The organism is Halomonas sp. C22 (assembly GCF_007655045.1).
GTDB lineage: Bacteria > Pseudomonadota > Gammaproteobacteria > Pseudomonadales > Halomonadaceae > Vreelandella > Vreelandella hamiltonii.
In genome coordinates this window covers 401,461-428,070 of the sequence record NZ_VBVC01000001.1, presented here as the reverse complement: position 1 = coordinate 428,070, position 26,610 = coordinate 401,461, and the positions used below count along the sequence as shown (strand labels likewise).

At 63.2% G+C, this 26,610-nt stretch carries 27 protein-coding genes; 6 read left to right on the top strand and 21 right to left on the bottom strand.

Translation table 11 applies throughout. The features are described from left to right. Positions 1-37 precede the first annotated feature (37 nt). The 3 genes from FEU76_RS02005 to fabV form a co-directional block, all read right to left on the bottom strand. On the bottom strand, positions 38-1,012 hold the full coding sequence (locus FEU76_RS02005) for a GlxA family transcriptional regulator (RefSeq protein ID WP_170919521.1): 975 nt from the start codon (positions 1,010-1,012) through the stop codon (positions 38-40). Positions 1,013-1,198: 186 nt separating this feature from the next. Beyond that, on the bottom strand, positions 1,199-1,414 hold the full coding sequence (locus FEU76_RS02000) for a hypothetical protein (RefSeq protein WP_016916408.1): 216 nt from the start codon (positions 1,412-1,414) through the stop codon (positions 1,199-1,201). A gap of 82 nt (positions 1,415-1,496) precedes the next feature. Next, positions 1,497-2,702, bottom strand: a complete 1,206-nt coding sequence (gene fabV / locus FEU76_RS01995) for an enoyl-ACP reductase FabV (RefSeq protein WP_144979929.1) — start codon at positions 2,700-2,702, stop codon at positions 1,497-1,499. A gap of 160 nt (positions 2,703-2,862) precedes the next feature. Between fabV and FEU76_RS01990 the strand changes: the two genes are divergently transcribed. Beyond that, positions 2,863-3,246: a DUF7079 family protein gene (locus FEU76_RS01990; protein ID WP_039175751.1), complete on the top strand. Its 384-nt coding sequence runs from the start codon at positions 2,863-2,865 to the stop codon at positions 3,244-3,246. 5 nt (positions 3,247-3,251) lie between these two features. Here the strand turns inward: FEU76_RS01990 and FEU76_RS01985 are convergent, their stop codons facing one another. Continuing rightward, positions 3,252-3,737: a glutathione peroxidase gene (locus FEU76_RS01985; protein ID WP_016916405.1), complete on the bottom strand. Its 486-nt coding sequence runs from the start codon at positions 3,735-3,737 to the stop codon at positions 3,252-3,254. Positions 3,738-3,838: 101 nt separating this feature from the next. Beyond that, entirely contained in the window at positions 3,839-4,456 is a 618-nt protein-coding gene (locus FEU76_RS01980; RefSeq protein WP_144979926.1) for a LysE family translocator, read from the bottom strand. 238 nt (positions 4,457-4,694) lie between these two features. On the opposite strand from FEU76_RS01980, the gene FEU76_RS01975 reads away from it, so the two are divergent. Continuing rightward, the gene (locus FEU76_RS01975) at positions 4,695-5,426 is read left to right on the top strand and encodes a YebC/PmpR family DNA-binding transcriptional regulator (protein WP_100731086.1); all 732 of its coding nucleotides are present in this window, start codon (positions 4,695-4,697) and stop codon (positions 5,424-5,426) included. A 4-nt stretch (positions 5,427-5,430) separates the two neighbouring features. Here FEU76_RS01975 and FEU76_RS01970 read toward each other — a convergent pair whose 3' ends face one another. From FEU76_RS01970 to FEU76_RS01960, 3 genes are read right to left on the bottom strand one after another with little or no spacing between them, the layout of a single operon-like run. Continuing rightward, entirely contained in the window at positions 5,431-6,192 is a 762-nt protein-coding gene (locus FEU76_RS01970; protein WP_144979923.1) for a DUF429 domain-containing protein, read from the bottom strand. Then, entirely contained in the window at positions 6,189-7,019 is an 831-nt protein-coding gene (locus tag FEU76_RS01965) for a mechanosensitive ion channel family protein (protein ID WP_144979920.1), read from the bottom strand. The genes FEU76_RS01970 and FEU76_RS01965 overlap by 4 nt, the downstream gene beginning before the upstream one ends. Before the next feature lie 8 nt (positions 7,020-7,027). Further along, a complete protein-coding gene (locus FEU76_RS01960; protein ID WP_144979917.1) occupies positions 7,028-8,194 on the bottom strand; it encodes a hypothetical protein in 1,167 nt (388 codons plus the stop codon). A 137-nt stretch (positions 8,195-8,331) separates the two neighbouring features. On the opposite strand from FEU76_RS01960, the gene FEU76_RS01955 reads away from it, so the two are divergent. Beyond that, positions 8,332-8,595, top strand: a complete 264-nt coding sequence (locus FEU76_RS01955; RefSeq protein ID WP_016916399.1) for a hypothetical protein — start codon at positions 8,332-8,334, stop codon at positions 8,593-8,595. 156 nt (positions 8,596-8,751) lie between these two features. Here FEU76_RS01955 and FEU76_RS01950 read toward each other — a convergent pair whose 3' ends face one another. From FEU76_RS01950 to ybaK, 6 genes are all read right to left on the bottom strand, one after another. Continuing rightward, positions 8,752-9,759: a zinc-dependent alcohol dehydrogenase family protein gene (locus FEU76_RS01950; protein WP_081192372.1), complete on the bottom strand. Its 1,008-nt coding sequence runs from the start codon at positions 9,757-9,759 to the stop codon at positions 8,752-8,754. Between the two features lie 59 nt (positions 9,760-9,818). Further along, positions 9,819-11,711, bottom strand: coding sequence for an ABC transporter ATP-binding protein (locus FEU76_RS01945; RefSeq protein WP_144979914.1), 1,893 nt, complete (start codon positions 11,709-11,711; stop codon positions 9,819-9,821). 48 nt (positions 11,712-11,759) lie between these two features. Next, positions 11,760-12,803, bottom strand: coding sequence for an AbrB family transcriptional regulator (locus tag FEU76_RS01940; protein WP_081192376.1), 1,044 nt, complete (start codon positions 12,801-12,803; stop codon positions 11,760-11,762). A gap of 106 nt (positions 12,804-12,909) precedes the next feature. Then, positions 12,910-13,767 carry a PA4780 family RIO1-like protein kinase gene (locus FEU76_RS01935; RefSeq protein ID WP_081139037.1) on the bottom strand — a complete coding sequence of 286 codons (858 nt, stop codon included), beginning with the start codon at positions 13,765-13,767 and terminating at the stop codon, positions 12,910-12,912. 20 nt (positions 13,768-13,787) lie between these two features. Next, positions 13,788-15,185 carry an ATP-dependent RNA helicase DbpA gene (gene dbpA / locus FEU76_RS01930; protein WP_144979911.1) on the bottom strand — a complete coding sequence of 466 codons (1,398 nt, stop codon included), beginning with the start codon at positions 15,183-15,185 and terminating at the stop codon, positions 13,788-13,790. A 267-nt stretch (positions 15,186-15,452) separates the two neighbouring features. After that, positions 15,453-15,920, bottom strand: a complete 468-nt coding sequence (gene ybaK / locus FEU76_RS01925) for a Cys-tRNA(Pro) deacylase (RefSeq protein ID WP_144979908.1) — start codon at positions 15,918-15,920, stop codon at positions 15,453-15,455. Positions 15,921-16,025: 105 nt separating this feature from the next. Here ybaK and FEU76_RS01920 point away from each other — a divergent pair, with 105 nt between their 5' ends. Next, positions 16,026-16,211, top strand: coding sequence for a DUF3008 family protein (locus FEU76_RS01920; RefSeq protein ID WP_016916392.1), 186 nt, complete (start codon positions 16,026-16,028; stop codon positions 16,209-16,211). A gap of 47 nt (positions 16,212-16,258) precedes the next feature. Here FEU76_RS01920 and FEU76_RS01915 read toward each other — a convergent pair whose 3' ends face one another. Together FEU76_RS01915 and FEU76_RS01910 are read right to left on the bottom strand one after the other, a co-directional pair. Continuing rightward, a complete protein-coding gene (locus FEU76_RS01915) occupies positions 16,259-16,528 on the bottom strand; it encodes a hypothetical protein (RefSeq protein ID WP_081139031.1) in 270 nt (89 codons plus the stop codon). Positions 16,529-16,628: 100 nt separating this feature from the next. Then, positions 16,629-17,492, bottom strand: a complete 864-nt coding sequence (locus FEU76_RS01910) for a cation diffusion facilitator family transporter (protein WP_144979905.1) — start codon at positions 17,490-17,492, stop codon at positions 16,629-16,631. 109 nt (positions 17,493-17,601) lie between these two features. On the opposite strand from FEU76_RS01910, the gene FEU76_RS01905 reads away from it, so the two are divergent. After that, on the top strand, positions 17,602-18,471 hold the full coding sequence (locus FEU76_RS01905) for a LysR family transcriptional regulator (RefSeq protein ID WP_144979902.1): 870 nt from the start codon (positions 17,602-17,604) through the stop codon (positions 18,469-18,471). A gap of 204 nt (positions 18,472-18,675) precedes the next feature. Beyond that, positions 18,676-20,085, top strand: a complete 1,410-nt coding sequence (locus tag FEU76_RS01900; protein ID WP_039175727.1) for a PhoH family protein — start codon at positions 18,676-18,678, stop codon at positions 20,083-20,085. Positions 20,086-20,156: 71 nt separating this feature from the next. Here FEU76_RS01900 and FEU76_RS01895 read toward each other — a convergent pair whose 3' ends face one another. The 5 genes from FEU76_RS01895 to FEU76_RS01875 are packed head-to-tail and all read right to left on the bottom strand — an operon-like array spanning position 20,157 to position 26,602. After that, positions 20,157-21,161, bottom strand: coding sequence for a YihY/virulence factor BrkB family protein (locus FEU76_RS01895; RefSeq protein WP_039175725.1), 1,005 nt, complete (start codon positions 21,159-21,161; stop codon positions 20,157-20,159). After that, positions 21,158-22,927, bottom strand: coding sequence for a proton-conducting transporter transmembrane domain-containing protein (locus FEU76_RS01890; protein WP_144979899.1), 1,770 nt, complete (start codon positions 22,925-22,927; stop codon positions 21,158-21,160). The genes FEU76_RS01895 and FEU76_RS01890 overlap by 4 nt, the downstream gene beginning before the upstream one ends. After that, positions 22,924-24,429 carry a complex I subunit 5 family protein gene (locus tag FEU76_RS01885; protein ID WP_144979896.1) on the bottom strand — a complete coding sequence of 502 codons (1,506 nt, stop codon included), beginning with the start codon at positions 24,427-24,429 and terminating at the stop codon, positions 22,924-22,926. The genes FEU76_RS01890 and FEU76_RS01885 overlap by 4 nt, the downstream gene beginning before the upstream one ends. Continuing rightward, the gene (locus tag FEU76_RS01880) at positions 24,426-25,916 is read right to left on the bottom strand and encodes a complex I subunit 5 family protein (protein WP_144979893.1); all 1,491 of its coding nucleotides are present in this window, start codon (positions 25,914-25,916) and stop codon (positions 24,426-24,428) included. The genes FEU76_RS01885 and FEU76_RS01880 overlap by 4 nt, the downstream gene beginning before the upstream one ends. Continuing rightward, entirely contained in the window at positions 25,913-26,602 is a 690-nt protein-coding gene (locus tag FEU76_RS01875; protein WP_144979890.1) for a hypothetical protein, read from the bottom strand. Before FEU76_RS01875 ends, FEU76_RS01880 begins: the two co-directional genes overlap by 4 nt. Between the last annotated feature and the right edge of the window lie 8 nt (positions 26,603-26,610).

Here is a 26,610-nt window from a genome sequence, read left to right as displayed (position 1 = left end):
TTTCACGATTGGGACGCTAAATTATGAAAAGCTGCGCCTACCCCAGCCGCTCTTCCCGCGGGGTGATCCCAAAGTGGTTACGGTAGGCGGTGGAAAAGTGCGCGCCCGAGGAGAAACCGGTCATCAGGGCAATGTCGCCCACGGGACGGTCGCTCTCTCTGAGCTGTTTGCGGGCTTCCTGCAGCCGCAAGTCCAGATAATAACGGCTGGGCACCGCCTGCAGGAACTTCTTGAACAGCCGCTCCAACTGACGCCGGGAAATGCCCAGATGTTCGGCCAGTTCCAGGGTCGAAAGCGGCTCTTCGATATTGGCTTCCATCAGCGTGACCGCATCCACCAGGCTTTGCGGGGCGTGGCCCAGGCGGTGGCGCAGCGGTACGTGCTGGCGCTCATCGGCAAGGCGAATGCGATCGCACACGAACTGCTCCGAGACCTGCTCTGCCAGCCGTGGGCCGTGATGCTTGCCGATCAACGTCAGCATCATGTCCATGGCGGCGGTGCCGCCCGCGCAGGTCAGACGGTCACGGTCGATCTCGAACAGCTGCTGGGAAAGCGTGACCTGGGGGTACGCCTGAGCAAATGCGTCGAAGCGCTGCCAGGGCAGCGTCGCGCGATAGCCTTCCAGCAGCCCGCAGCGGGCCAGCACTTCGGTGCCCCCCGCCAGGCCGCCTAGCGCAACGCCCCTGCCCTGATGACCGCGCAGCCACTCGTGAAGCCTGGCGGGCAGTACGTAGGGTAGCGGTGTCGGTGCGCAGACCAGCAGCATGTCCAGCGGCCCAAGAGCGGCTTCCAACGAGTGCTGGGCCAGCAGCGAAAGCTGCGCTGCACTGCGCACGGGCTCGTCATCCAGGCTGAGCGTCACCGTGTGATACAGCATCTGGCCACTGAGCTGATTGGCCATCTGCAGTGGCTCGATGGCGCTGGCATGGGCCAATAACGAAAACCCGGGAAGCAGCACAAAGGCAACCCGCCGACGCTGATCGGGGGAAGGCGTCAACGGCCGAGTGGGCATGTGAAGGTGTGACAAGGTGAGAGGCACTGCATGGAAACCGCCGCTGGCTGTCGAGATAACGTGTTCAAATCAAACGTCATCTTACCCAATTGCGGCGCGGAAGGCAGCGCCATGACCGCAGGAACAAAAACACGGCGCATAAATGCAAATTGCCGGGCCACTGGCCCGGCAAACGAAGGTGCTGCGTCAACCGCCGCTGTTGCCCATGCCAAGGATAACAAAGGCCGCCACCACCAGGCCCAGGCCAATGATCACCACGGGCAGCAGCTTGTGCATGCCACTGGGGGGCTTCTTGGCCTCCGGCTGTTTATGCGGCGCCGCCTTGTCGAAATCTTCGGGCAACCGCTGGTTCAGTACGTGCTCTTTCTCTTCTTCCGGGGTCTTGCTCTCTCTGGTATCCATACTCCACCTCTTCCTGACCGGTTAGATGAAACAGCGCGGCGGCTTCTCGCTCCGTCGCACCAAAGGTTACAGGGTTACGACTTCATAAGGTTACGACATCGAACGCCACATCGGGGTTCACATCGGCATCGTAGTCCACATCGTCACGTTCGAAGCCAAACAGCTTCAGGAACTCATGCTTGTAACCAGCATAGTCGGTAATGTCGAACAGGTTCTCGGTGGTGACGTTTGGCCACAGGTCCTGACAGGCTTTTTGAACGTCGTCACGCAGCTCCCAGTCGTCCAGACGCAGACGGCCCTGCTCGTCGGTGGCCATCTCACCGGGCTGGTCTGAGTAGAGGCGCTCGCCGAACAGACGGTTCAACTGGTCGATGGTGCCTTCGTGCAGGCCCTGCTCTTTCATGATGCGGTACACCATGGCGATGTACAGCGGCATCACCGGAATCGCCGCGCTGGCCTGGGTAACGACGGATTTCAGCACCGCCACGTTGGCACCGCCGCCGCTCTCTTGCAGCTTGGCATCGATGGCCGCCGCTGCGCGGTCCAGGTCTTCCTTGGCTTTCCCCAGGGCACCGTGCCAGTAGATCGGCCAGGTGATTTCGGTGCCGATATAGCTGAACGCCACGCTGCGGGCACCTTTGGCCAGCACGCCTGCGTCTGCCAGAGCGCTCATCCACAGCTCCCAGTCTTCGCCGCCCATCACGGTGATGGTGTCGTCGATCTCCTGCTGCGTCGCCGGCTCCACCTCGGCTTCGATGATCACGTCCTTGTTGGTATCGATGGCCGTGGCGCGGTAGGTCTCACCGATGGGCTTCAGGCTGGAGCGCTTGAGCTCGCCGGTATCGGGCATCTTGCGCACCGGCGAGGCCAGTGAGTAAACCACCAGGTCGATCTCGCCCATGTCCTGCTTGATCAGCTCGATGGCTTTCTCGCGAGCTTCATGGGAGAACGCATCGCCGTTGATGGACTTGCTGTACAGCCCTTCCTGCTTGGCAAACTTGTCGAAGGCCGCGCTGTTGTACCAGCCCGCCGTGCCGGGCTTCTTCTCGCTGCCGGGCTTTTCGAAGAACACGCCCAGGGTATCGGCACCGTAGCCGAAGGCCGCCGTGATACGCGCCGCCAGGCCGTAGCCGCTGGAAGCCCCGATCACCAGCACTTTCTTCGGGCCCTGGCGCTTGTCCAAACCACGGGCGCGGGTCGCTTCGATCTGTTCGAGAACGTTCTGTTCGCAGCCTTTAGGATGAGTAGTGGTGCAGATAAAGCCCCGAACTTTCGGTTTAATGATCACATTGGACCCCTTCATCGGATGAGTATCATCGGAGCACCCTCGTGCTCACTTGCCAGTAGGCGCTATTCTAGCGGGCCAGGCGCGCCCTGTCCGCTCTTGAGGTTATGGGGGATTCACGGCAGGATAACGCCCTGCCCACTTCCTGCCGATGAGAACCGTGATGAATGCACAGCAGCTAGTCGATGAACGCGGCGACCTCTGGTTGGCGCTCGCCCCGCTTTGGCTGGACCGCGAACCCACCGAGCGCGACTACGCCCGCATGATCGAGGTCATCGAACAGCACGGGCTACCGCTCAAGGAGCTCGAGTGGGTGTTCCGTATCGAGCTGGCCCCGGTGCTGTCACGCCATCAGCTGTCGGTGGCCAGCGAGTGGCGCAAGTTCGATGACTACAAGCTGATGAAGCAGCTGGTCAATCACAACCTGCGCCTGAAGGGTTGGCGGCGCAAAACCTGGGCGCTGTTTTCGGGCTTGACCACCATGATGGTACGCCACCGTTGGAACGACCTGATGCAGCGGCTGATGGTCAGCCGGGGCGAGCTCTAGCCCCTTCACGCCTTGTCCAGCGCCGCCTCCACGGCCAGGCGCAGACGTGGGCCATGGTCTCGTGGGCCAAAACGCGCCAGCACTTGCCCGTCTCTGGCGACCAGAAACTTGGTGAAGTTCCACTTGATGGCCCGCGTGCCCAGCACGCCTGGCGCTCCCTGCTTGAGCAGCGTAAAGAGCGGATGCGCGTTGCCCCCGTTGACGTTCACCTTCTCCATGAGCGGAAAGCTGACCCCGAACTGCTGCTCCCCGAAGGTGCAGAATGCTTCGGCGCTTTCGGGCGACTGCCGCCCAAACTGGTTGCAGGGAAAGCCCAGCACAGTAAAGCCACGGTCACGGTAGCGTTGGTACAGGCTTTCCAGCTCCTTGAGCTGGGGCGTAAAGCCACACTGGCTGGCGACGTTGACCACCAACAGCACCTGGCCGCGCAGCGCACGCAGGTTGAAGGGCTGGCCCTGATGGGTGTAGCAATCCTGTTCGTAAATGCTCATCACACACCCTCTTGCTATCGTCTGACGCTACCTTGCCACGAGGCGGCCTGCCAGCACCAGCCCGGCGGCTCACGCCTGCGCGAATTTTCCACCATGGCTGCTTATAGCAGTGGCCCCGCCACGACCCTCAGCGCCAGCGCGATCAGCAGCACACCGGTAACACGGTTGACCCAGTGGGCGTGGCGCTGCAGCCAGGGCAGCACTCGCGAGTGCGACAGCCCCACGGCCACCAGCACGTACCAGCCGCCATCGATGACCATCGCCGTGGCCACGATGATGCCCTTGGCCAACGGGCTCATGTCCGGCGTCACGAACTGACTGAGCAGGGCCACGAAAAAGATGATCAGCTTGGGATTGCCCAGAGCCACCAGCACCGCTTCTCGGGCCGCCTGGCCTGACGTGGTGACCACCGCATCGGCCGCCAGCGAGCTGGCGCGCCCGGCCCGCAAGGCCTTGATCCCCAGCCACGCCAGGTAGGCGGCCCCACCCCAGGTGATCAGCTGAAAGACCTCGGGGTGGCGTACCACCAGCGCCCCCAGCCCCAGCACGGTCAACAGGGCATAAAAACCCACACCCAGGGCATGGAACACCGCCGCGGTCACGCCGGGCAGCCGCCCGCCTCCCAGGGTATGGCGCAGTACCAGCGCGAGGCTTGGCCCCGGGGACATGGCCCCCATGGCACAGATGGCGGCCAGCGATAACCAGAGCGTCAGCGGCATGCGTTTCTCCATGAGTCCAGCGGTTGATCAACGCACCAGTATACGCCAGCTCAAGCGCAGGCGGGTGGCTGCCTGGGCCGCGCATCGTGGAATCCTCCCCCGGCCTTGAATACGGCCTTAAATAACGCTGTTAGCATGGTACGCTGTTGGGTAAAATTTTCCTTTTTCAGAACGTTCGGCAACGCCGATCAATGACGCCTGCCGTGCAGGCAGTTCATGGTTAATAAAGGACTTCAATATGGGTAGGGCGTTTCAGAACCGTAAGGAATCCATGGCCAAGACGGCCGCTGCGAAAACCAAGGTGTACAGCAAGTACGGGCGTGAAATCTACGTCTGCGCCAAGGCAGGGGGCACCGACCCCAATGGCAACCTGGCGCTACGCGGCCTGATGGAGCGTGCCAAGAAAGACCAGGTGCCGTCCCACGTCATCGACAAGGCCCTCGACAAGGCCAGCGGTGCCGGAGGCGAGGACTTCTCGTCCGCTCGTTACGAGGGCTTCGGCCCCGGCAACGCCATGGTCATCGTCGACTGCCTCACCGACAACCCCAACCGCACCTTTGGCGATGTGCGCGGCTGCTTTACCAAGACCAAGAGCAAGATCGGCACGCCGGGCAGTGTGAGCCACATGTTCGATCACTGCGCCATCTTCTCGTTTAGCGGTGGCGATGAAGAAGCCGTGCTGGAAGCGTTGATGGAAGCCGACGTGGACGTCACCGACATCGAGCAGGAAGACGGTCGCATCACGGTATTTGCTCCGAACACCGATTACGCCAAGGCCAAGCAGGCACTGCTGGACGCCTTTGGCGAGATCGACTTCGAAGTGGATGAAATCCAGTTCCTGCCGCAGAACACCACGCCGGTGGAAGGTGACGACGTCGCCATGTTCGAAAAGCTGCTGAACATGCTCAACGAGCTGGACGACGTGCAGAACGTCTTCCACAGCGCCGAACTGCCGGAAGAGAACACCTGAGCGGCTAGCCCTTCAGCGCATCACCAGGAACGAAAATCCATCCTTCGGCCGTCGGCATCTCCGCTGGCGGCCAGGCAACCTGTTGGGGCGCATGCTCCAGTGCCCAGGCCAGCAACGCACACTGCCATGCATCGTGCATGTCCTGCTGGCGGGGGGTGGGCTGGTGCAGCACCGCCTGCCATTGGGCCGGGATCACGCAGCGCTGGCGCAAAGCGGCAAAGCCCTCGGAGCGTTTGGCGGGGGATGGATACCCCTCCACGACAGTCAGCTCCCCCTGCTCGCTCTGCCACTGACCGCACGCCACGCTCTGCGGCGCAAAGCGCGCCAGCACGTGCATGCCTTTGGTGGCCTGGCTGCCAATCATGTCCTTGATGGGCGATAGCGGCGTGACGCCACGTTCGAACAGCCAACGCTCGGTGTGTCGGTAGAGATAGGGGTTTTCCTGAGAGCGGCCCAGTGACGCGACGGCTTCCCCTCTGGCCAGGGCCAGCAGTGCCTGCGGCAGCGCCAGCGGTGTATCCACCGCCATGAAGACCCGTTCACCACCGCCCGCCACGTGCTGACAGAGCCCCAACAGGCGCGTGATCAGATCACCAGGCGAGGCGGCGTCATTGAGCGTCTCGCGCAGATTGCCCCGCCAGGGCGCTCCCACCAGGGTCAGTGACGCATCGAGTACCACCAGCGCATCTCGGCTGGCCGGGTTATGGTCGCAATTCCAGCCGCCCACGTCCCAGCCGATGTAGAGCCTCTCGCCCTGCGCCTTCATGTCCGCCCCGCGCTCTGGGCATCCATCAGCATCTCAGGGGACAGTAGCGCGGGACGAATACCGGCATCGCTCAGAATCGCCTTGCCGCGTACCGTCAAATCGGTCACGAACAGGAACTGCTGACGCGGGTCGACGGGATAAGCACGAATGCGATAGTGCGTTCCCCAGGGTTTCTCCTCGGCCACGACGATGATGGGCTTGTCGAACTTCAGGTAGGCGCTGGTCAACGCTACGTCGCGCAGCGCTTGGCGCACCCAGCCGCCTTCGTGCTCAGGGTGCAGGTAGAAGCTGGCCACACACTGGAGGCTGGCGCCGCCATTGTTGGCGTTGTAGATGGCCGAATCCCAAAGCTTCAAGTGCGGCACGGCCACCAGATCATCGTCCGGCGTTTGAATCTCTACCGTACGCATCCCCACATGCTTGACCTCTCCGTAGGTGCCTTCGATATTGACCCAGTCTCCGGGCCGATAGGGCAGTTCGACGGCAGAGACCACGCCCGCAATCAGGCTGCTGACATACTCCTTCAGGGCAAAACCGATGGCCAGGCCTATGGCCCCCAACAGCGTCACCATGTTGGGTAAAGAGGGCTCGATGACGATGGGCACCGCAATGGCCAGGGCCGTGATCAGGATCAGCAGACGCGTCAGCGGCACCAGCGCAAAGACCCGAAACCTGATCGGGCCATGCAACCGATTGGCCAGCCAGTTGAGCCCCCGCTGGCTGGCAATGATCAGCACGATGGCACCTGCCAGCAGCAGCCCCAGCGTGATGAAGGCTTCGCTATCCAGCTCGTTAAACAGGCGGGCATACTGTTCGTGATCGTCCATGGGGGCTCCTAAAGCGGGTCTACCAGGTAGTGTCTCGATTCCAGCAGTTGCCGAACGCTGGCGTAGCTCAAGGGTGCCACCTGCCACCGCCCCTGATGGCAGTGCAGCATGCCGCGACTGGCCAGCGCGAACCTAACGCTCACTATCTCGTGTTCCGAGAAAGGCAGCACGTGGGCCAACGCCTGATCCTCCAGCCCCCCATGGATCAACAGGGTGTGCAGCAGCAGGGTGGCCAGATCGCCAGTGTCGGCGGGGAGCTCCGCATCCGCCAGCGTATCCAGCAGCCATAGCGATGTTTCGCCATGATCGGAACGGTTGCCCGAGTGAGCGCGGGCGTCCTCGGCCGGTTCACGCAGGCGCTCACGCCAATAGTGCCAGGCAATTCCCAGGTGGCCGCGACTATGGGCCGCCAACTGCTGGAGCTCCTTGAACACGCCCTTTTGTTTGGGGGAGTCCTCCAGCACGGGCTGTCGTGTACGGGTGCTGTAAACGGGCGGGCACTGGCCTGCAGCCTGGGAAAAATAGTCCGCCAGCTGTGCGCCTTCTAGCCCTTGCAGCGTCAACACGGGAACCCCTTCCAGCCCGACGGCCTGCTTCAGAAAGGCGTAGCTCCAGCTATCACACCCCAACACGCCCTGCCCCAGCCGCCCGCCCTGGGCACGCTCCACCAGCGCGCGCACGCCCTGCAAACCGTAGGCATGACGCAGGAAATGCCGCTCCAGCGCCGGAATGGCCCAGCGCTTTGCCGGGGCAGCCGCCGTTACCCACGCCAGCTCTCCAGCCATGCGCTCGGCAAAGGTAGGCACCTCCAGGCATTCGATGCCGTGCTGTCCCGCCCAGTGGCCAACGATATCCGCATGCCCACCGTGGGGAGGCGACACGAACAGCACCAGCGGTGCCTCTTGATAGGCGGCCAGCGCCCGATGCAAGCTCATCGCGGCAGGCGTCCAATCCACCGAAGGCGCCCAGTGGGCGAGTTTCACTTCCGGCAAGGCGCGCAGCTCACTCTCCAGTGCCGCCTGACGCCTGTCGGCACGGTTTCCCAGCATCCAGGCAGTGGCCACGCGCCAACTGCGCTTCCACTGGCTGGCCTGGGTATGCTGCGGTGTTTGAAAGGCTTCCAGTTCCACTACTTCCCACGGAGCTGGCGCTGCATTCGTCGGGCCTTGATCCATATCGCGCCTCGCGCCGGTAAAGTAGATCAAGATTAGCATGCCCCACGTACGACCACGCAGATAGCCGAACTTATCGTCTAGAATAAAGTCGTTAGGATAAGGCCAATACATTGATGAGCGATGCGCAGGAGGCAACGATGAGCGTGGTTGACGTCACCAGGGAAGAGCTACACGAGAAGCTTGCGAAGTGCATTGCTGGGGAGCGGGTGCTGATCGAACAAGACGGTAATCGGTTCAGCGCGCGCATACAGCACGTGGGTATGACGGGGGTCAAAGTGATCCCGGAGACCTTCATCAAGAACAGCACCGGTGACCCCGGGGATATAGATGGTGTCACCGTGCCCTACGATGATATCTGGGAGCTCGAGGTCAAGGGCGTGGTATTCAGCTGCAAAGCGTAGCGAGCCCGTTCAGCGTCATTCCCTTTTCGCTGGTATGAAACACAACGCCCGCCACCAACGCCCGCCATAGTGGCGGGCGTTGTGCTTGTCGCTATCTGACACGGGCTTGATCTGCTCGGGTTCGATCACTTTGCCTTCGATCAAGCGGTCACCCGATCAATAGCTGAGGCAGATTTTACCGAAGTGCTTGCCAGACTCCTGATGACGAAACGCATCCGCGATATCGGCCAGCGCAAACTCCCGGTCGATCACCGGCTTCAGATTGGCTGCCTCGATCGCCTTGATCATCTCCATCTGATGGCGGCGGCTGCCCACGATCAGCCCCTGCAAACGTGCCTGCTTGGCCATCAGCTTTGCCGTGGGCACCTCGCCTTCACGGCCGGTCAGCACGCCGATCAGCGAAATGTGCCCGCCGATTTTCACGGCGTCGATGGATTGCGGCAAGGTGCCCGGCCCACCGACTTCCACCACGTGATCGACCCCTTCACCGTGGGTCAACTCCAGCACGCGCTTGCCCCACTCCGGCGTGTCACGATAGTTGATGGTGTGCTCGGCGCCCAGTTCACGCAGGCGCTCCAGCTTGGCATCGGACGACGAGGTGGCGATGACCCGGGCGCCCATCAGCTTGGCAAACTGCAGAGCAAAGATGGAGACGCCCCCGGTGCCCAGCACCATCACGCTATCGCCCGCTTTCAGCCCGCCGTCTACCACCAGTGAACGCCAGGCGGTCAACCCCGCCGTGGTCAGCGTGGCGGACTCGGCATGGCTGTAACCCTTCGGCTGGTGGGTGAACCAGTTGGCCGGACGCACCACCTGCTCACGGGCATAGCCATCGACGCCATCGCCGGGTGTGGTGGCAAAATCGCCTACCCGAGCGGGGCCTTCCAGCCAATCGGGGAAGAACGTCGAGACCACTGCATCACCGACGGCAAACTCCTCTACTCCCTCGCCCACGGCCTCCACGACCCCGGCCCCATCCGACATGGGGATACGGCCATCAGCGGCAGGGATCATCCCCGCCACCACGGCATAGTCATGGAAGTTCAGCGAGCTGGCGTGCAGGCGCACCTTGATCTCGCCGGGGCCGGGCTCGCCGGGCGCAGCGAGGTCGACGACATCGAGGTGGTCCAGCCCACCGGGGGCGCGTAGCTGTATGGCTTGCATCACTATCTCCTTTGCATGCGCCAAAAATAGGCGACCGGTCTAGTATTGACTCTCTACGGCTACATGGGGGTCGCCTGTTCAGAATCAAGGTCATTGCCCAAAAAACCGCCCGACTGGCGCTGCCACAGGCCGGCGTAAATGCCGTTGCGGGCCAGCAGCTCCTGATGGGTGCCGCTCTCTACCAGGCGGCCTTCATCCACCACGATCAAGCGATCCAGCATGGCAATGGTCGAAAGCCGATGGGCAATGGCGATGACGGTCTTGCCTTCCATCAGAGCATCCAGCTGCTCCTGAATGGCGGCCTCCACTTCGGAGTCCAGCGCCGAGGTGGCTTCGTCCAGCACCAGAATAGGCGCATTCTTGAGCAGTACCCGAGCAATGGCGATGCGCTGACGCTGGCCCCCGGAGAGCTTGACGCCCCGCTCGCCCACATGGGCATCCAGGCCCCGGCGCCCCTGTGGGTCGACCAGATCATGAACGAACGTATCGGCATGGGCGCGGCACACCGCCTGCCATACATCGTCATCGCTGGCCTGGGGGCTGCCGTAACGAATGTTGTCGCGCAGCGAGCGGTGCAGCAGCGACGTGTCCTGGGTGACCATGCCGATCTGGTGGCGCAGCGACGTTTGGGTGACCTCGGCAATGTTCTGGCCGTCGATCAGAATGCGCCCTCCCTGCAGATCGTAAAAACGCAGCAGCAGGTTCGCCAGGGTCGACTTACCCGCCCCGGAGCGGCCAATCAGGCCGATCTTCTCGCCGGGTCGAATGGTCAGGCTCAGCCCGTCGAACACGTGTCGGCTCTGCCCCTTGGCCTGGGCATACTGGAAGCGCAGGGCGTCGAAGACGATTTCGCCTTTGGGCACGCTCAGCGCCTTGGCGTTGGGGGCATCCTTGACCGTCGGCTGCTGGGCGATGGTGTTCATGCCATCCTGCACCGTACCGATATTCTCGAACAGCCCGGCGACCTCCCAGAGAATCCAGTCCGACATGAAGCGGATACGCATCACCAGCGCAATGGCAATGGCCAACACCCCCAGCGAGATCGCCTCCAGGAACCAGGCCGCAATGGCCATACCGGCGGTGCCGACCAGCAGCAGCGTATTGAGCAGCGTCAGGCAGACACTCATCACCGTGACCAGCCGCATCTGACGGTGTACGGTGATCATGAAGCCTTCCATGGCATCCTTGGCGTAGCGCTCTTCGCGCTGGGTGTCGGCAAACAGCTTGATGGTCTGAATGTTGCTATAACTATCGACGACCCGGCCGGTCATCTGCGCACGGGCATCCGCCTGGGCCATGGAAACGTCCCGCAGCCGGGGCACGAAGTAGCGCATGATGCCCAGATAGCCCACCAGCCAGGCACCCAGCGGCAGCAGCAGCCAGGGGTCTGCCCGCCCCAGTAGAATCGCCGCACCGGTAAAGTAGACGATGGCGTAGACCATCAGGTCCATGATCTTGGTGACGGTCTCCCGCACGGCCAGCGCCGTTTGCATCACTTTCTGCGACACGCGCCCGGCAAACTCGTCCTGATAGAACGCCAGACTCTGGCTCAGCATATGGCGATGCGAGAGCCAGCGGCCAATCATCGGGTAGTTGCCAAAAATACTCTGGTGGGTAATCAGCGACTGGCCCAGTACCAGCAGGGGCAGCCCGACCACCACCGCCAAGCCGACGCCCGCCAGCCACAGCCCGTGCTGCGCCCAGAAGTCGGCCCGCTCGACCCGGCCCAGCCAATCCACCAGCTCGCCCATGTAGCTGAAGAACATTACCTCGGCGGCGGACACCACGGCAGTCATCAGCGACATCAGCAGCAGCCAGGGCCAGACTGGCCGCGAAAAGTGCCAGATAAACGGCAGCAGCCCGTGGGGAGGCGTCGACACCTCACCTTCCGGGTAGGGGTTTACGCGGCGTTCAAAAAACTGGAACAGCGGCAACAGCAGGCGTGACAACATGGGAAGTCCTTGACGAAGGAGCCTTTGAAGAGAGCCGAATGGCGTCTGTCAGTGCGCTCGGCGGCGGCTCAACAGCCAGCGCGCCCAGAACGGCGCGAACACCATCAGAGTAATCATGCGCAGCAGGTGATGAAATGCCACGAAGACCGGGTCGATATCCAGGGCAACGGCCAGAATCGCCATTTCACCGATGCCGCCAGGGGCCAGCGCCAGCAGCGCCACATCTCGGCCCACCCCCACGGTACGATGAATGAGTTCGGCGAATACCGCCAGGGCCATCAGGGCCAGCAGGGTCGCCACGCCCGATTGCCACAGGTAGCGGCCCAGCAACCTGCGGGTCATGCCCTGGAAACGCGAGCCAATGGCACTGCCCAGTACCCACAGCATCAGGTTCATGCCCCACTGGGGCAGCGCCAGGCTGGCCATGTCCAGCCCCGACAGCAGGGCGGCCATGAGCAAGGGAGTCAGCAGCGCCGAGCTGGGGATGCGCAGCCAGCGGCCCAGCGGTATCAGCAGGGGAATGGTCAGCAGCATCCAGCCGTGTTCCAGCGACGAAGCGGCTGGCCCCAACGAGCCTTCGCCCCCTTCAAAGGCCCAGAACAGCGGTGGCAGGAAGAGAATGACCAGAATAATGCGCAGCGACTGGGCTACGGCGATGCGCTGAGGGTCACCACCACACTTTTCGCCCAGCAGAATCATTGCCGTCATCGCGCCCGGAGCGGCACCAAACCAGGCGCTCACCGGGTCGAACCCGCAGCGCCGGTACCAGGCCGAGGCCACCGCCGTGGAGGCGGCCACCCCGAGCAGCAGCAGCGCCGCCGACAGCGGCCAGTCCAGCACACGATGTGCCAGCTCCGGCGTTACCTGGCTGCCCAGCACCAGCCCCATGACGGCCAGGAACACGTTGCGCAGCGGCTCGGGCACTGCAACGCTGGCGCCCTTGGCGGAGGCCAGCAGATTGGCCACCAGCGGGCCCAGCATCCAGGCCAGGGGAAGGTTCAGCAGTTGAAACAGCAGGCCGCCCAGGGCGCCGACACCCAGCGACACGGCCAGCGCTCTGGCACTTGCTGCACTGAAACGACTTCCCTTCACGCCCCTCCCTGAAACGTGACCTACTCAAGCACTGGCGACCGGCCGCCGACACCCGCGCATGTCGTTACTCTGCTAATGGATAGCCTAGTGTACACGATATCGGCGGCTAATCTTCGTCGTCATCGCCGCGCAGGCGCGCCAGGCGTTCGGCTTCTTCTTCCTTGGCGTCGTCAATGACTTCCATCAGCTCTGCCACGTTGGCAATGTGGCTGTCGAACTCGAAGTGGCCGGTCAGCTGGCTTTCGGGGTGCAGCTCGCCGGACTCATAGAGCGCCCACATCTCCTTGCCGTAGTGGGTGTCCAGCAGCTCCGGAGCAAAACGGCCAAAATAGGCGCGCATGTTGTTGACGTCGCGCTCGAGCATGGCGGCGGCGCTGTTGTTACCTGCGGCATCCACCGCCTGGGGCAGGTCGATGATGACCGGGCCGTCGGCATCCACCAGCACGTTGAACTCGGATAAATCGCCGTGGATGAGACCGGCACACAGCATACGCACCACGTCCTGGATCACTTTGGCGTGATAGCGCAGCGCCTGCTCGTGGGTCAGGGTGACATCGTCAAGGCGCGGGGCCACGTCGCCTGCGGCGTCGGTGATCATCTCCATCAGCAGCACGCCATCCACGAAACCATAGGGCTTGGGAACCCGCACGTCGGCAGCGGCCAGACGATACAGCGCGTCCACCTCGGCGGTGAGCCACGCCTGTTCCTGCTCTTTCTGACCGTAGCGGGTCTTCTTGGCCATGGCCCTCGCGCGGCGGCTGTTGCGCTCCTTGCGCCCTTCCTGATACTGCACCGCCTGCTTGAAGCTGCGCTGCTTGGCCTCCTTGAAGACCTTGGCGCAGCGCGTCTCGTCACCACAGCGTACGACGTACACCTGCGCTTCCTTGCCGCTCATCAACTGCATCAGCACCTCATCGATCAGGCCATCGTCGACCAGGGGCTGTAATCGTTTGGGTGTTTTCATGGCTTGCTGCGCTGATCCTGTTAGTGACGAATGCGGCGCACTCGGAAAGCACGCCCCTTGAGTTTATCCCGCTCCAGCTTGGCCTGGGCGCGTTGAACGGCACCGCGCTCCACCGCCACGTAAGCGCTGCGGGCCAGTACCTTGATCTTGCCCACCTGATTTCCCCGCAGGCCGCCTTCACTGGTCAAGGCGCCCAGAATGTCGCCAGGGCGCAGCTTGTCTTTTTTGCCACCTGCCAGCTGTAGCGTGGCCATGGGTGGCTCGAACGGAGTGCTGTCGGACGCTTTGGGCAGCGGCTCGGTGGTCAGCGGCTCGCCCAGCAGCTCCGCAAGGCGTTCGAGGCGATACTGCTCCTGCGGGGTCACCAGCGTGCAGGCGATACCGCTGGCACCGGCACGCCCGGTGCGCCCGACCCGGTGTACATGAACCTCCAGCTCGCGGGCGATCTGGTAATTGAAGACGGCATCCAGCTGGGCGATGTCCAGCCCACGGGCGGCCACGTCCGTGGCAACCAGAATCGACGCACTCTGGTTGGCAAACAGCACCAGCAGTCGATCACGATCCTTCTGCTCCAGGTCGCCGTGCAGGGCCACCGCACTGAAACCCGCATCGACCAGGCTGTCGGCCACCGCCTGGGTTTCGCGCTTGGTGTTGCAGAACACCACGCTGGTGGTGGGGCGCGTGGCCAGCAGCAGCTGTTTCAGCGCCGCAAAGCGTGCGTCGTCGTTGGCCACGGCGTAGAAGTGCTGCTCGATGGTGGTGGCATCGTGGGTCTCTTCCACCTTGACGCTGACCGGGTCGCGCATGACACCCCGTGTCATGATGGCCAGGCCTTCGGTCGACTGCTCGTCCGGGAAGGTGGCGCTGAACAGCAGCGTCTGGCGGTCGGCAGGCGTGTCGGCAATGATGTCGTCGATGGTGGCTTGAAAGCCCATATCGAGCATGCGGTCGGCTTCGTCCAGCACCAGGGTGGTCAGTGACCCCAGCGTCAGCGAGCCTCTGCGCAAGTGCTCGTCAATGCGCCCCGGCGTGCCCACCACGATATGCGCACCGTGCTCCAGGGAGGCCAGTTGCGGGCCAAAGGCGGCGCCGCCACACAGCGTCAGCACTTTCACGTTGGCCATGCCGCGCGCCAGACGGCGCAGCTCTTCGGCTACCTGGTCTGCCAGCTCCCGGGTCGGGCACAGCACCAGCCCTTGCACGCTGAACGCTTCCACCCGGAGCTGAGAGAGCAGCGCCAGGCCAAACGCGGCGGTCTTACCCGAGCCGGTCTTGGCCTGGGCCATCACGTCGCGGCCCGCCAGCATGGGCGGCAGGCTCTGCGCCTGAACCGGCGTCATCTGGTGATAGCCAAGGGAGTCCAGCGTGGCAAGCAGCGCAGGCGACAGCGCAAGAGATGCAAAAGAGGTATCTGACACAAGAAATTCCTGAAGGGGCATAAGGCCCAGCGATTCGATAATGTGAAGCACCATACCAGAAAGCGCCCTGCCCTGCCTGACTGGGAGCGGGCCGCCCTTGGCATGGCGTCAGGCTTTGTACGAAAAGTCGGCGAGCGATGGCCAGACAAGGCAAAAATCGGCGAAAAGACGGAGTTTACAAGGTGTAAATGAGTACTTTGATCGGACTCGCGCACGAGCCGATTTTTAACGCCGTATGGGCGAGCGTAGGCAGTTTTCGTACAAAGCCTAGGCGGAGAGCGCCGCGAATTGCCCCTGGCTCAAGGCCGCCAGGTCATCGGGGGAGAGTTCGATCTCCAAACCGCGACGCCCGGCACTGACATACAGCGTGGGCCACGCCTTTGCAGAGGCATCGATGAAGGTGGGCAAACGCTTTTTCTGGCCCAGCGGGCTGACGCCGCCCAGCACGTAACCGGTGCTGCGCTCCACTGCTTCAGGCGCTGCCATCGCCGCCTTCTTGGCCCCTGCGGCCTTGGCAATCTGCTTCAGCCCCAGCTGGCAATCGACCGGTACGATCCCCACGGCCAGCTGCTTGCCATCCAGGCTGACCACCAACGTCTTGAACACTTGTGCCGGTGAAACACCCAGCTTATCGGCGGCTTCCAGGCCGTAGGACATGGCCGCTGCATCATGTGGATAGTCGTGTAGTTGAAAGGCAATGCCTGCTTGCCGTGCGCTATTGATGGCCGGGGTCATGGAGGTCTCGTGAGTTGAACGTGGCGGTGGACATCTCATCGTCTACTGCCAAACTTAATAGCGTGCCAACGCTTTGGAAGTCAACCGACAGAAAGGAGTCTGACCATGAAGGCCACTTCAAAAGCACAGCAAAAGGCGGCGGGCGCTGCCCTTTCCGCCAAACGCGGGGAAAGCAAACCCGGTGAGCTCTATGGCGCATCGAAAGAGATGTACGACGACATGAGTGAAGCCGAGCTGGAAGAGATGGCGGGCACGCCTCGCAAGGGAAAACCACAAAAGCGCGAAGCGTGAGCACCGCGCCAGCCCGCAGGCTGGCGCGAGGCTTTAGGTGCCTTCGCTCAGGGGCAAGGCACCACGCGACGCAGGGTATCCTTGGCCCATAGCGTCTGGCCATCCGGCGTGCGGCCGTGCTCGTTCCAACGCTCGGTGGTTTCCAGGCAATAGGAGCCGGCATCTTCCGTGCGCGGGTCAGCGCTGACGGGGCGCTCACCACCGATACGCATGACGTCCGGGTTATCCGTGGTGTAACGGGGGGCAACGGTATTACTGGCACAGCCAACCACCAGGACGGTAGCCAGCAGTACGGGCAAACAGCGGCGCAATGGCATGTTTTTACAACCCTCACAAGCAGTGATAAACCGACACCAGTTGTCGGTAGCGCTAAATACCACTCGCCCAGCGCCACCGTCAATCTTTTTTGATGCGGGCTCAGGTCACCAGTGTAATGCTCATGACCGGGCGCAAATTACGCTGCTTGCAGTGCTGCTCGACGCTTTCCACGATCTCTTCGGCGTCATCGATCTGCTGCTTGTCCAGTTGGATATCCACCATCAGGAAACTGCCCACCTGGGCCAGGCGCACATCGTCGTCGGCAATATCGAAATCCGCCACTTCCTGAATCACTTCCTGACGAACGCTGCCCACGGGCTCACCGAACATCAGTTCACGCAAGGCATCCTTGACCATGCGAATCGGCATGGGCAAGAAATAGCCCGCGATAATCAGCACCATGACCGGGTCGGCGAACCGTGCCAGATGCGCCCAGGGCGTCAACGTCAGCCCCCAGGTCAGCACGAACCCCAGCATCACGGCGGCACTCAGCCAGGTATCCATCTGCCACTGACGAAGCTCGGCATTCAATAGCGAAGACTTGGCAACCCGCGCATGACGCGCCAGCCACCACCACGTCACCAGACACCCCGTGACGTTGACCACACCAAAGATCAGAGCCAGGTCCAGGGTCACCAGGCGGCCTCCCTGAACCAGGCTCCACAGCGCCGAGACCAGCGAAAACAGGCAGACCAGGGCAATCACCACGCCTTTGAGCAGCACTGCCAACGGCTCTACCGTTAGCCGCCCAAAGGGGTAGTGATCATCAGCGGGCTTGCGCGCCTGCTGAAGGGCAAACAGCGACAGCGAGGCCAGCACTAAACTTAATAGCGAATAGCCGCTGTCGAAGAGTATCGTGATCGAGCCACTGGCCAGGCCGAGCGCCAGGCCGGTAAACGCGAACAGACTGGCAGAAATGGCGGAAAATCTGAGCGCACGGCGCTCTGCGATGAAGGGGGTCACGCGAATTGCTCCATGAAAAGTAGGGATAGCGCGGGGTATCATAGGGAGACCTGCCACGTTAAACCAATCGCTCAGCGCCAATATTATTGGCACCCAGGAAGGCAACATCATGCGCGCAGAACAGGTGGAAGCGTTTATCGAAGTGACCGAACACGGCTCCTTTGCGGCGGCGGCTCGGCATACCGGCATGAAACGCAGCACGCTCAGTGCGGCCGTGAACGCCCTGGAAGATAGCCTGGGGGTGGCGCTGTTCGAACGCTCGGGCAACAGCCTGCAGCTCACGGCGGTGGGCGAAAGCGTGCTGCCGGACTGCTACCGCCTGCTGACCAGTGCCAGCCGGATCAAGAAGCATTGCCAGCAGCATTTGCAAGGCGTCGAGAGCCAGCTGTGCATTGCCCGCGACGATGCGCTGCCCGAAGCCTTCTGGCGTCAGGTCATGCACGAACTGAAGCAGCGCTACCCGCTGACCGCCATTTCGGTGTACCTGCTGCCCCCGCAAGAGCACCCGCAGTTCGTGGTGCGCCAAACCGTGGACATCGCTTTCGGCCTGTATACCGCCGAGGGCACCACGGTGAAGGCCAATCACTTGGCACCGGTCAGCATGAGTCTGGTGGCCGCTCCCGATCACCCGCTCAGCCGCCTGCCCAGCGTCACCCGAGATGATCTGGCCCAGTACACGCAGGTGTGCCTGACCTTCGACCAGGGCGACAGGCTGGTCAGCGAAGCGCTGTTTTCGACCAACTACCTGGGGTTGACGATGTTCGAGGTGATCCGTGATGCGGCGATCAACGGCACCGGCTGGGCACTCCTGCCCTACCCGTTGGTCAAAGAAGCATTGGCCAGCGGCCAGCTCTGCGCGCTCAATCATGACCTGGCGCTGGAGAGCCACTACTACCGCTACGTGGAGGGCGAAAGCCTTGGCGTGGTAGCCACCGCGCTATTGACCAGCGTTACGCGTTTTCTGAGCGCGACTCGCTAGGCCTCGAACGTCATCACCACAGGGATCAATGACTACGTTGAAATATCGCGGTGGCGAAAATGGCCAAAGCCTTCCACGCTATAAGCAAGTACTTAACAAGGAGGAGCAGGACACGCTAGCGAAGCGGCACAGGTAAGTGTCATCCAAGCGTAAAGAGCATCTGCCAGTGTCGGTATTGCCGTCAACCAAGGAGTAGTTTCCGCGATGGTACGACTCGATAAGAAAGCCACCAGGCTGTATGTGCTGGATACCAACGTCCTGATTCACGACCCCGCCGCGCTCTATCATTTCGATGAGCACGATGTGGTCATCCCCATGACCGTGCTTGAAGAGCTGGACAAGCACAAGAACGGCATCCGTGAAATTGCCCGCACTGCTCGCCAGATCAGCCGCACCCTGTCCGACCTGACCAATCAGGTCACCTTCGATGAAATCCAGAAAGGCATCCCCATTCCACGTATCAGCGGGGAGTCCGGTCGGCTGCACTTTTTGTGCTACAACGACCTGAAGCCGTTCGACGCGCTGGATGACAGTCCCGACAACCGCATCCTGGCAGAGACCTGCCGCCTGCGTGACGAGCGCCCGGATGCCTCGGTGATTCTGATCACCAAGGACATCAATCTTCGCGTCAAGGCTGCCGCGCTGAAAGTGCCCGTCGAGGACTACCTCAACGACCGCGCCTTCTCCGATAGCGATGCGATGATCGAAGGGGCAAAGGTGTACGAGGCCGCGGGCCTGGGCGGTGCCTCGCTTTGGGAAAGTCTCAACGTGGAGGTCAATGTCGAGCGCGTCGCGCACCACACTTTCTACCAGCTCAGCGGCACCATGCCCCGGGACTGGCATGTCGGCATGCTGGTGTCGGATAGCGAAAACGGCGCGGAATTCGAAGCCATCGTTCGGGAGCTATCGCCCTCCTCTGCCCGCTTGCAGCTGCTTACCAACTACCGCCACCACGCAGGCGTCTGGGGGGTGCACGCCCATGACAGCCGCCAGAACTTTACCCTCAACCTGCTCATGGACCCCGAGATCGACCTGGTGACCATTGCCGGTAATGCGGGCACCGGTAAAACCTTCATGACCCTGGCCGCCGCGTTTCAGCAGACCCTGGACAGCAAACGCTTCGAACGCATCGTGTTCACTCGAGCACCCATTCCCATGGGCGAAGACATCGGCTTTCTGCCGGGCACGGAAGAGGAAAAGATGTCGCCGTGGATGGGGGCCTTCCATGACAACATGGATAACCTGCTGCGCAACGAGGAGGGAGAGTCGAGCTGGGACAACGGTGCCACGCGGCAGTTGATCGGCTCGCGGGTGCAGATCCGCTCGCCCAGCTTCATGCGCGGGCGCACGCTCAACGATACGTTTCTGATCATCGACGAGGCGCAAAACTTCACGCCCAAGCAGCTCAAGTCGCTGGTGACGCGGGCAGGGCGTAACACCAAGATCGTCTGCCTCGGCAACGTGGGGCAGATCGACACCCCCTATCTGACCGCCAACACCTGCGGCATGGCCGCCGTGGTGGAGCGGTTCCGGGATTGGCCCCATGCAGGTCACATAACGCTGAAAAGCGTCGAGCGCTCACGGCTGGCACTGGCAGCAGAGGAACTGCTTTGAACAGCCGCTGACGTCGTCGCCCCTACCATCCAACCCACGACCGCCCAGCCTGGCTGGGCGGTCGCCGCTGTTCAATTCTGCGAGTCGCGATCCTGCCAGGGGGTCTTCACGCCCACCGTATCCGCAGCAAAGGCGTCTCTTTCACCCAGCGGGCGCGGCTCGCCTGTGGTGGTGTCCTGGTAGGTCTGGCGCTCCATTTCACAGTTGATTTCGGCCCCCAGCAGCACCACGAAAGCCGACATCCAGAACCACAGCATCAGCGCCACCACGGCGCCCAGTGAACCGTAAAGTTCGCTGAAAGAGGAGAAGTAGCGCACGTAAAGCGACAACCCCCCAGACCCCAGCAGCCAGGTGGCGGTGGCCAGCAGCGTGCCGTAGCTCAGCCAGCGCCACTTGGCCGCTCGGCGGTACGGTGCAAAGCGATACAACAGCGCAATCAGCAGGCTCATCAGCACCAGCAGCGCTGGCCAGCGCAGCCACTGCAACAGCTTGTCAAAGGGAGGCTCCACCATCAGCCACTCCACCAGCATGGGCACCACGGCAATGAACCCCAGCGACACCAGGGTCATGCCGATGAGCCCAAACGTCAGCGCCACTAGCACGACCAGGCGCAGCAGTGCGGGCCGCTTCTCACGCTCGCCGTAAACCACGTTGAGCCCCACCACCAGCGCCGACACCCCTTTGGAAGCGATGTACATGGCCACCAGCAACCCTGCCAGGGCGGCCATGACGTTGCCACGCTGGGCACTTTCCACCACGTCCTGGGCCTGCTGGTCGATCAGGTTGGCCGCATCGGGCGGCATGAAACGGCTGATTTCATAAAGCTGGCGCCCTGCTTCTACCGGGTCGAACAGCAGCCCCCAAATGGAAATCACGGCGGCTATGGTGGGGAACAGCGCCAGCAAGGCGTAGAACGCCACGCAGGCAGCGTACATGGTCACCCGGTCTCGGCGGGCCGCCCTCAACACGCGCCAGCCGATATCCAGCCAGCCCAGCCGGGGTATGTCATCCGGCGTCACGGCCTGACGCCCTCGGTCTTCCTGGTACGCTTGCGACCCCGTCTGCGGCTTGCTCATGCCCGTCCCTCCCACATCAACAGTAGCGCCAGCAGCACGGCCATGGCCATCATCAGCCCGCTGCCGTGCTGGCGCAGCCAGGGCTCTGCACGCAGGCTATGCCTGAGCAGTTGCATGGCCGTTCGCTCGAAAGCCAGGCTGTGCGCCACCGACGCAGCTTTGACGCGCCCCAGCGCATCACTGAAGCGCTGACAGCCCTGCAGGGCATAGCCTGCCAGCGGCGCGTATAGCCACCATAGATCGCCCGCTGGCGGTGGAGAAACTTTCACACGCTGGCGCAGGGAAAGCGCTACCACCAACGCCAACAGACCCACCGGGAAAGGCCAGACGATACCGGCCCACTCGGCCAACGGCGGCACCTCGGCACCGTACAGCGGCAGCCATAGCGGGGTGGCCAGCGCGGCCACCACGGCGGCCAACCAGGCGCCCCACTGCATGGGGTGGCTGCCCCCGCTCTTGCGCAGCTGCCACTGCCGCCACAGGCACACGCTCACCAGCAGCGAGGTGCCCACGGCCGCCCAGGTCAGCAACAGCACCAGCGTGGTCAGTTGGGCATCGTAAAGCACCGATTTGACTCCCCACTTGCTGACCAGCCCGGCTGCCAGGGCACCTGTCAGCGATACGCCCGGCAGCGCCATCAGCGCAAACAGCAGCGGTACACGCCAGCGGGGCATGTGTTCGCTGACGCTGGTTCCCATGAACAGCGCCCCTTTGGCCAGCGCATGATGGGCCGCAAACAGCACCAGTCCGGGCAGCAGCAGTAGCCACGCCTGAGGCACCGTCAACCCGGTGCCTACCAGCGCCGTCAGCATGCCCATCTGGCTGATACTCGAATAGGCCAGTACGGCCTTGGGGTGACGCTGCCACACACCATACAGGGCAGCCCCGAACGCGGCGGCCAGCCCCAGCGCCATCATGGCCTGGCCAAGCAGTACCAGTTCAGGCGCCAGGCCCGACTCGCCCAGGGGCAGCACGTTCAGCCAGCCCAATAGCCCGGCCTTGATCATGGCACCGCTGAGCACGGCGCTGGCAGGCGCAGGGGCGACCGGGTGGGCCAGCGGGAGCCACACATGCAGCCCCACCACCCCGGCCTTGACGCCAAACCCCAGCCATAGCAGCAGTGCCATCCAGGCACCGTGCTCCGAGCGAGCAATGGCCTCGCGAACGCCCTCCAGGGTCAAGGTGTCGATGGAGCCAGCCGCCCATAGCAGCCCCCCCAGAATCAGCCCTTCGCCCAGCACGGCAAGGATCAGGTAGGCCCGAGCCCCCAGCCGCGCCTCGGCGCTGCCGCTATGCACCACCAGCGCGTAGGCGGCAAAGGTCATGAGCGCAAAGCCCAGGTAAAAGCTGGCAATGTCCTGGGCAAGGATCAGCAGGACATTGCCCAGCAGGGCCAGGGGCCACAACAGCGTCAACCGCTGCAAGCGCCGCTGGGCGTCGTCATCGCCCCCCCGAGCCAAGGCTTCCTCGGCGGCAAAGTAGCCCCGGGCATGCAGCGCTGCCAGGCTCCATAGCAGCGCGCTGAAGGCCAGCCAGGGGCGGCTGAGCGCATTCAGCTCCCACCAGCCCCCCAGCATCCAGGCTTCCAGCACCCAACGGCCTTCAGCCATATAAGCCAGCAGTAACGCGGGCCAGGCGGCGCTGCCCCATAGCCAGGAACAGTAGCGCCGCTGCGCTGGCGGGGTGCGATAGGCATGCCATACCGCCCCGGCAGCCACGCACAGCGGCCAGAGCAAGGCCACGGCCAGCAGCAGTGTCGTCATCATGGTAGATACTCCCCTACCGCCACCCGAGTTGCCCAGTCCAGAGGGCTAAACGGCAAGCCTGCCAGCAGCCCAGCCCCCAGGCTGGCCAGCGCGGTAAACACGGCTGGCCACAACAGCCAGCCATGGGTTTCCAGGCGCCCCAGACGCTGCTCGTTGGGCCACGCACCCACCCCGTGATCGGGCCCCTGCCGGAACCAGAGCCGATGCAGGATAGGCAGAAAGTAAATGGCATTCAGCGTGCTGCTGGCCACCAGCACCGCCACCACCCAATACATCTCAGCCTGAATGGCGCCAATGCCCAGGTACCACTTGGTGATGAACCCCGCGATGGGCGGTAGCCCGATCATGCCCAGCGCCCCCACGGTAAAGGCCAGACTGGTCAGCGGCATGCGCTTGCCAGCACCGTCCATCTCATCGATGCGATGAATGCCCAGCTCTTCGGCGTAGTTGCCCGCACAGAAAAACAGCGTGACCTTCATCAGCCCCTGGTGGAGCAGATGGGCGAGCGCACCGATGGTGCCGAAAGGCCCAAACAGGCTGACCCCCAGAATCACATACGACACCTGACTGATGGTCGAGAAGGCCAGCCGTGGCTTGAGCTCCTGCTGAGCGATGGCCCTCAGCGAGCCATAGATGATGGTGATGGAGGCCGCGATGGCCAAAGCCGTGGTCACCCCCAGTTCGACGCTCAGCTCGATCCCGTAGAGGTCATAGATCACGCGGAGAATGCCGAAGGCCCCCGCCTTGACCACCGCCACGGCATGCAACAGCGCGCTCACCGGCGCAGGCGCCACCATGGCTCTGGGCAGCCAGCCGTGCAGCGGCACCATGGCCGCCTTGACCGCCAGGCCGCCGACCAGCAGCACGAAGATAAGCGTCAGCAGGCCACGGTGGTCTGCCAGGTAAGGCGACAGACCCCGCTCGGAGGCAAAGGAGTGGTCGCCTGTCAGGCTATACAGCAGCACGACCCCCAACAACAGCACGACCCCGCCGGTCAGGGTGTAACGCAAATACACGCGCCCTGCCGCCAGCGCCTTGGCCGTGCCCGAATGCACTACCAGCGGGTAGGTCGACAGCGTCAGCATTTCGTAAAAAATCAGGAAGGTAAACAGGTTGCCGGAGAGCGCAATGCCCAGCGTGCTGGCCACGCAGAGGCTGAAAAAGCCAAAGAAGCGCTTACGGTTGGCCGCATGCTCCAGGTAGCCAATGGCGTACACCGTGGTGCACAGCCAGAGCAGCGATGAGAGCCCGGCAAACATCACGCCCAGCGCATCGGCGCGCAGTACGAAATCGACGCCCTCGACAATCTGGAAGCTGAAGGTGTCCTCGTAGCCTTCCGCCACGCGCCCGACCATCAGCACGACCAGCACGATCTTGCTGACCGCCGCCAGCAGGTTGATGCCGGTACGCCAGCGCCGCGCCTCTTCGGGTAGCGCAAAAATGGCCACGGCGGCCAGCATGGACGTCGCCAGTGTGGTCAGCGGTAACCAGGCTGCGTTCATGCGCCACCTCCTTGTAGCAGGGCCAACGGCAAGTGGGCCAACAGACCCAGCAGCAGCGCGGCCAGGGCGAGCGCCAGTGCCACCGCATCCATGCCCGGTGCCAACGGCTGGTAGTCATGGCGCGGTGCGGTTTCATCGAACGAGTAGCGAAAGACCCTGAACACGTAGGCCGCGGTCAGCAGGGTGCCCACCAACAGGGCGGCAACGGCAAGCCACTGCTGAGTAAGCACCATGGCCTGCAGCAGCAGCCACTTGGCCGTGAAACCGCTGCTGGGTGGCAGGCCCATCAGCGTGATGGAGGCGATGCCGAAAGTCAGCAGCGAGAGTGGCAATCGGCGGCTGGTGCCCGCCAGCGCCTGCAGAGCGCTCTTGCCGGTGGCCAGCAGCAGGTTGCCGGCCGCCAGGAACATCGCCGCCTTGGCCAGCGAGTGCCCCATCAGCTGTAGCCAGAAACCCTCCCAGGCCAGCGCCTGGGGCAGTGGCGAGGCTTGCGGCCCCAGCAGTAGCGGAAATGCCACCATCAAATAGCCCAGCTGGCCCACCGTGGACGAGGCGATCAGGGTTTTCAGCGACGCTGCCCGCCATGCCACCAGCCCGCCCCACAGGATGGCCGCCATTCCCAGCCAGCCCACCAACTGCGGGGCCAGCCAGGTATCGGGCAACAGCACGCTCCACACCATCAGCAGAATGAACAGCGAGGCCTTGATGACCAGCGCCGCGTGCAGGGCGCTCACCGGCGTCCAGGCGTTTTCGTGCACCGGGGTCAGCCAGCCATGCAGCGGAAACAGTGCAGCCTTCAGCGCCAGCCCCGCGCCCATCAGTGCCGCCGCGACCCAGCTCACCGGGCCTGGCTCGACGACTTGGGCCAGGCCCATCAGCGTCAGTTCTCCCCAGTACCCCAGCAGCAGGGCAATGCCCAGCAGGAACGCCAACGACCCCACCAACGCCAGCAGCAGGTAGCGCATACCGGCCTTGAGCGCACTGCCCTTGCCCGACAGCAGCAGCATGCCGACGGCGGCCAGCCCCATCAGCTCCAAAGCGGCGTAGAGGGTCAGCAAATCGGCCGCCATCCAGATCAACGACAGCGCGCTCACCAGAACGCCCATGAGCGGCCACAGCCAGCGCCCCTGGGAGCCAGGCCGGGAAAGCGCCAAGTGCCCAGGGGTATACAGCGCAGCGGCCAACGCGACCCACTGGGTAATCAGCAGCATGAAGCCGCTCACGCCACTGAAGCGCAGCGCCAGATCCACCCCTGCCAGCTGCCACTGCCAGCGCAACACGCCCGCCTGCTGGGCATCCATGACCATCCACAGGCCTGCTACCAGCACCGGCGTACAGGCCAGCAGGACGGGCACCATGCGCGCGGGACGCAACCAGGCCCCCAGCAGGCCTAACAGGGCAGGTAGCAGCAGAACGACCAGCAGCGCCCAGTGGGTCGACCACAACGGCTCGAAAGTGCTGTCATGCAAGCCAAAACGCCAGCTCATTGCGAAGCCTCTCGGGTTGCCTGGGAGTCTGACGGCTCATCGACCAGGGCCGACACCCCTTCCAGCTGCAGCAGATGTCGTATCAACAGCACGCCCAGCAGGGTGCCCAGCCAGGCAATCAGCAAGCCCACGCCAATCAACGCCTGGGCATTGGGCAAGGGGCCCGCCATGCCTACCAACAGCAGAAACACACCCGACCCCAGCACGTTGAAGGCCATCAGCCGACGCAGCCAGTGTCGATGCAGTGCAAAAGCCCCCATGGCCGCCGAGACCATGACGACCGCCGCCAGCATCAAGGGGTGTTCGCTCAACGAGTAGGCCATGTCGGGCAAGAGGTAGCGCAGCGCGGCGCCGATCATCACGCTCCACGCCAGCGCCAGCAGCCCACGGCTGATGACATGCCCGGCCCCGTGCTGCACTCGGTCGTAGTGGGCAGCCTCCGGGTGAGCCGAGGGAAATGCCTTCAGGGCATAGAAGAAGCTGCCGCCGGTGAGCGCGCCACCCAGCACCAGCTCCATCAGCCCCAACCAGGGCGCCTGCCACTGCCACCAGGCCAGGCTCATCAGCAGCGTGAACAGCAAAAACAGCCGACAGGTCCGCAGCAGATGGCGGTCCAACAGACAGGCGAGCGCCACTGCCACCAGGCACAGCGCCAGCCCAGCTTCCAATATATCCACCGACATCATGAAGTGCC

Bases quoted from the DNA above. Each gene is read 5' to 3' on its own strand.
- FEU76_RS02005 (WP_170919521.1), bottom strand. From the start codon at position 1,012: ATGCCCACTCGGCCGTTGACGCCTTCCCCCGATCAGCGTCGGCGGGTT.
- FEU76_RS02000 (WP_016916408.1), bottom strand. From the start codon at position 1,414: ATGGATACCAGAGAGAGCAAGACCCCGGAAGAAGAGAAAGAGCACGTA.
- FEU76_RS01990 (WP_039175751.1), top strand. From the start codon at position 2,863: ATGAATGCACAGCAGCTAGTCGATGAACGCGGCGACCTCTGGTTGGCG.
- FEU76_RS01985 (WP_016916405.1), bottom strand. From the start codon at position 3,737: ATGAGCATTTACGAACAGGATTGCTACACCCATCAGGGCCAGCCCTTC.
- FEU76_RS01980 (WP_144979926.1), bottom strand. From the start codon at position 4,456: ATGCCGCTGACGCTCTGGTTATCGCTGGCCGCCATCTGTGCCATGGGG.
- FEU76_RS01975 (WP_100731086.1), top strand. From the start codon at position 4,695: ATGGGTAGGGCGTTTCAGAACCGTAAGGAATCCATGGCCAAGACGGCC.
- FEU76_RS01970 (WP_144979923.1), bottom strand. From the start codon at position 6,192: ATGAAGGCGCAGGGCGAGAGGCTCTACATCGGCTGGGACGTGGGCGGC.
- FEU76_RS01965 (WP_144979920.1), bottom strand. From the start codon at position 7,019: ATGGACGATCACGAACAGTATGCCCGCCTGTTTAACGAGCTGGATAGC.
- FEU76_RS01960 (WP_144979917.1), bottom strand. From the start codon at position 8,194: ATGGATCAAGGCCCGACGAATGCAGCGCCAGCTCCGTGGGAAGTAGTG.
- FEU76_RS01955 (WP_016916399.1), top strand. From the start codon at position 8,332: ATGAGCGTGGTTGACGTCACCAGGGAAGAGCTACACGAGAAGCTTGCG.
- FEU76_RS01950 (WP_081192372.1), bottom strand. From the start codon at position 9,759: ATGCAAGCCATACAGCTACGCGCCCCCGGTGGGCTGGACCACCTCGAT.
- FEU76_RS01945 (WP_144979914.1), bottom strand. From the start codon at position 11,711: ATGTTGTCACGCCTGCTGTTGCCGCTGTTCCAGTTTTTTGAACGCCGC.
- FEU76_RS01935 (WP_081139037.1), bottom strand. From the start codon at position 13,767: ATGAAAACACCCAAACGATTACAGCCCCTGGTCGACGATGGCCTGATC.
- ybaK (WP_144979908.1), bottom strand. From the start codon at position 15,920: ATGACCCCGGCCATCAATAGCGCACGGCAAGCAGGCATTGCCTTTCAA.
- FEU76_RS01920 (WP_016916392.1), top strand. From the start codon at position 16,026: ATGAAGGCCACTTCAAAAGCACAGCAAAAGGCGGCGGGCGCTGCCCTT.
- FEU76_RS01915 (WP_081139031.1), bottom strand. From the start codon at position 16,528: ATGCCATTGCGCCGCTGTTTGCCCGTACTGCTGGCTACCGTCCTGGTG.
- FEU76_RS01905 (WP_144979902.1), top strand. From the start codon at position 17,602: ATGCGCGCAGAACAGGTGGAAGCGTTTATCGAAGTGACCGAACACGGC.
- FEU76_RS01900 (WP_039175727.1), top strand. From the start codon at position 18,676: ATGGTACGACTCGATAAGAAAGCCACCAGGCTGTATGTGCTGGATACC.
- FEU76_RS01895 (WP_039175725.1), bottom strand. From the start codon at position 21,161: ATGAGCAAGCCGCAGACGGGGTCGCAAGCGTACCAGGAAGACCGAGGG.
- FEU76_RS01890 (WP_144979899.1), bottom strand. From the start codon at position 22,927: ATGATGACGACACTGCTGCTGGCCGTGGCCTTGCTCTGGCCGCTGTGC.
- FEU76_RS01885 (WP_144979896.1), bottom strand. From the start codon at position 24,429: ATGAACGCAGCCTGGTTACCGCTGACCACACTGGCGACGTCCATGCTG.
- FEU76_RS01880 (WP_144979893.1), bottom strand. From the start codon at position 25,916: ATGAGCTGGCGTTTTGGCTTGCATGACAGCACTTTCGAGCCGTTGTGG.
- FEU76_RS01875 (WP_144979890.1), bottom strand. From the start codon at position 26,602: ATGATGTCGGTGGATATATTGGAAGCTGGGCTGGCGCTGTGCCTGGTG.